Source organism: Intestinibacter sp. (genome assembly GCF_034113885.1).
GTDB lineage: Bacteria > Bacillota > Clostridia > Peptostreptococcales > Peptostreptococcaceae > Intestinibacter.
Genome location: NZ_JAXEWM010000070.1, coordinates 1 through 2,227, shown reverse-complemented (window position 1 = coordinate 2,227; position 2,227 = coordinate 1). Strand labels below are relative to the sequence as shown.

3 protein-coding genes are annotated in these 2,227 nt (G+C 29.2%); all 3 read left to right on the top strand.

The genetic code is table 11. From position 1 onward, the window contains the following. The coding region (locus tag SPD90_RS04390) for a hypothetical protein (RefSeq protein WP_320924428.1) at positions 1 to 342 on the top strand (342 nt) is incomplete at its 5' end. A 54-nt stretch (positions 343 to 396) separates the two neighbouring features. Further along, positions 397 to 1,149, top strand: coding sequence for a hypothetical protein (locus tag SPD90_RS04385; RefSeq protein WP_320924427.1), 753 nt, complete (start codon positions 397 to 399; stop codon positions 1,147 to 1,149). Between the two features lie 54 nt (positions 1,150 to 1,203). Continuing rightward, positions 1,204 to 2,046: a zinc ribbon domain-containing protein gene (locus tag SPD90_RS04380; protein ID WP_320924426.1), complete on the top strand. Its 843-nt coding sequence runs from the start codon at positions 1,204 to 1,206 to the stop codon at positions 2,044 to 2,046. Positions 2,047 to 2,227 lie beyond the last annotated feature (181 nt).

The following is a 2,227-nucleotide window of genomic DNA, read 5'->3' as shown; positions in this document are numbered from 1 at the left end:
GAAGAAGAAGCTGCTAATAAAGTAGCACAGGAATTAGCATATACAGAAGCAGATAATGGACTATCATTCGATAAAGTGGTTAAAGCTTCGGGTTATAGTTATGTACAATGGTCAGGTAGGTATAATAATAATGGTGATTTTAAAATAGTTGCTTGCTGTAAGAAAAATAAATATGCACCATACGATGAAACTTTAGAATTCCATTTTGTATATAGCCCTCTTACAGATGATCTGGAATTAGATTATATAGACGATAATGGCGATGATACTACTTATAGTAAAGAAAAATCTGAGCAAATATTTGATGAGTTAATTGATAAGGCACTAAACAATGAAAAATAAAATGATAAATTTTTTTGTGGTTATTAAATTATAGTATAGTTGGGGTGAATTTATATGTTTGATTTTAAATATCCAAGTGATTATGTTATGGCAGTATTATTGGCGCTATGCATTGTAAGCTTAATAGTAATGATAATATCTGGTGTTATAATAAAGGGAAAACAGAAGCGAGATGAAAATATAAGTAAAGGATTGGCGAAATTTTTAACGGCTTCTTTAATTATTTTATTTATCTCTATAGTATATATGTTTATTTTTTATACTATTGCTGACAAAGAGTATACTAGGGGTATACTAATTATTATTTTATGTTCTGCAGCAGTATTCTCTATAATATGTAAAGTTAAGCCAAAATTGGCAACATCAAAAAAAATACTTATATTTATATTGACTTTTGTTTTATTTCTAGCTCCATTAGGAATTTTACATTGGGATGGTATAGTCAAAGAGAAACTAGATAAACAAGAAATAGAAGTTGCTGATAAAATAGCACAAGAAGTATCAAATACAGAAATAGATAATGGGTTATCATTAGATAAAGTGGTTAAAGCTTCAGGCTATAGTTATGTAGAATGGTCAGCATTTTCTAGTGGCTATGATGATAGATTTTATATAACTGCTTACTGTAAAAAAAATGAAGATGCATCATATGATGAAGCTATGACATTCCGTTTTGTATATAACCCTCCTACAGGTGATATAGAATTAAGTGAGATAAGAGATATAGATGGTACTACTTATCGTAAAGAAAAAGCGGAACAAGTATTTGATGAGTTAATTGAGAAGGCGCTAAACAATGCAAAATAAAAAATAAGGATAACGGAAGTCGAGAAAATTAAAAGATAGGGGAGTGAGAAATAAATGATATGTAAAAATTGTGGAACTGATAATAGCGATAATGCAAAATTCTGTGCATATTGCGCTTCACCTCTTACAACATCAAGTGAGCCTAAAAAGCCTCAAAACAGAAATAAAAAAAACAATAACAATAAAATAATCGGAATTGTATTGGCTTTTCTTTCATTAGTATTGATTATTGTAGGGGGATATCTTGTATTAAATGGCAAGATATTTAAAAATGAAATATCTGTAGATGCAGTTACATTAGATGGCGATTATGAAATGGATGGGGATAGATATGTGTTATCTACAAATGAAAATGTAATCGTAATACCTAATGTGAAATCATCAGATAGTTCATATGAATTAAAATATGAGATTGAAGATACTACTGCTGCAAATATAAAACAATTAGGCGATAAATGTACTGTAATAGGTCTTAAAGAAACAGATGCGAATTTAAATATATACAGCGGTGATAAAATTTTGAAGGTTGTAAAGCTTTCATTTAAAGATAAAAATTTAGATGAATTATCAAAAAATGATGAAGAAAAAACGAAACAAGAGGAAAAAGTAAAAACACAAGTTGAACAAGATTTAGTAACTTGTAAATATTGTGGTAAAAAGGTTAATAGATCATATACTGACAAGTATAATGGATGTTGCAGTGAATACTGTCTAACTATGTATGAAGGTAATCAATATGAACAGTGGGAAAAGCAACAAGACGAACATTATTTTCATGAACATTGTAGAAACTGTGGTGAATGTTTAGAAGATGATACTTATGGTGACTTATGTGAGTCATGTTATCTTAAAGCATGTGAGGATAGAACACGAGCTAAAGAATCAAGAGAGAATTAGTATGGATTATGTTAGTTAGTTTTAAAAAAGATTACAATAGGCAACGGAAAAGGTAGCTCAGAAGCTGACCAAGCTACAATACTGTTATCAGCGAAAATACAAAATTTTGTGGTTTATGTCGTAGAAAATTAATTTAAAAAGATAGGGGAGATAATAAATGATATGTAAAAATTGTGGAACT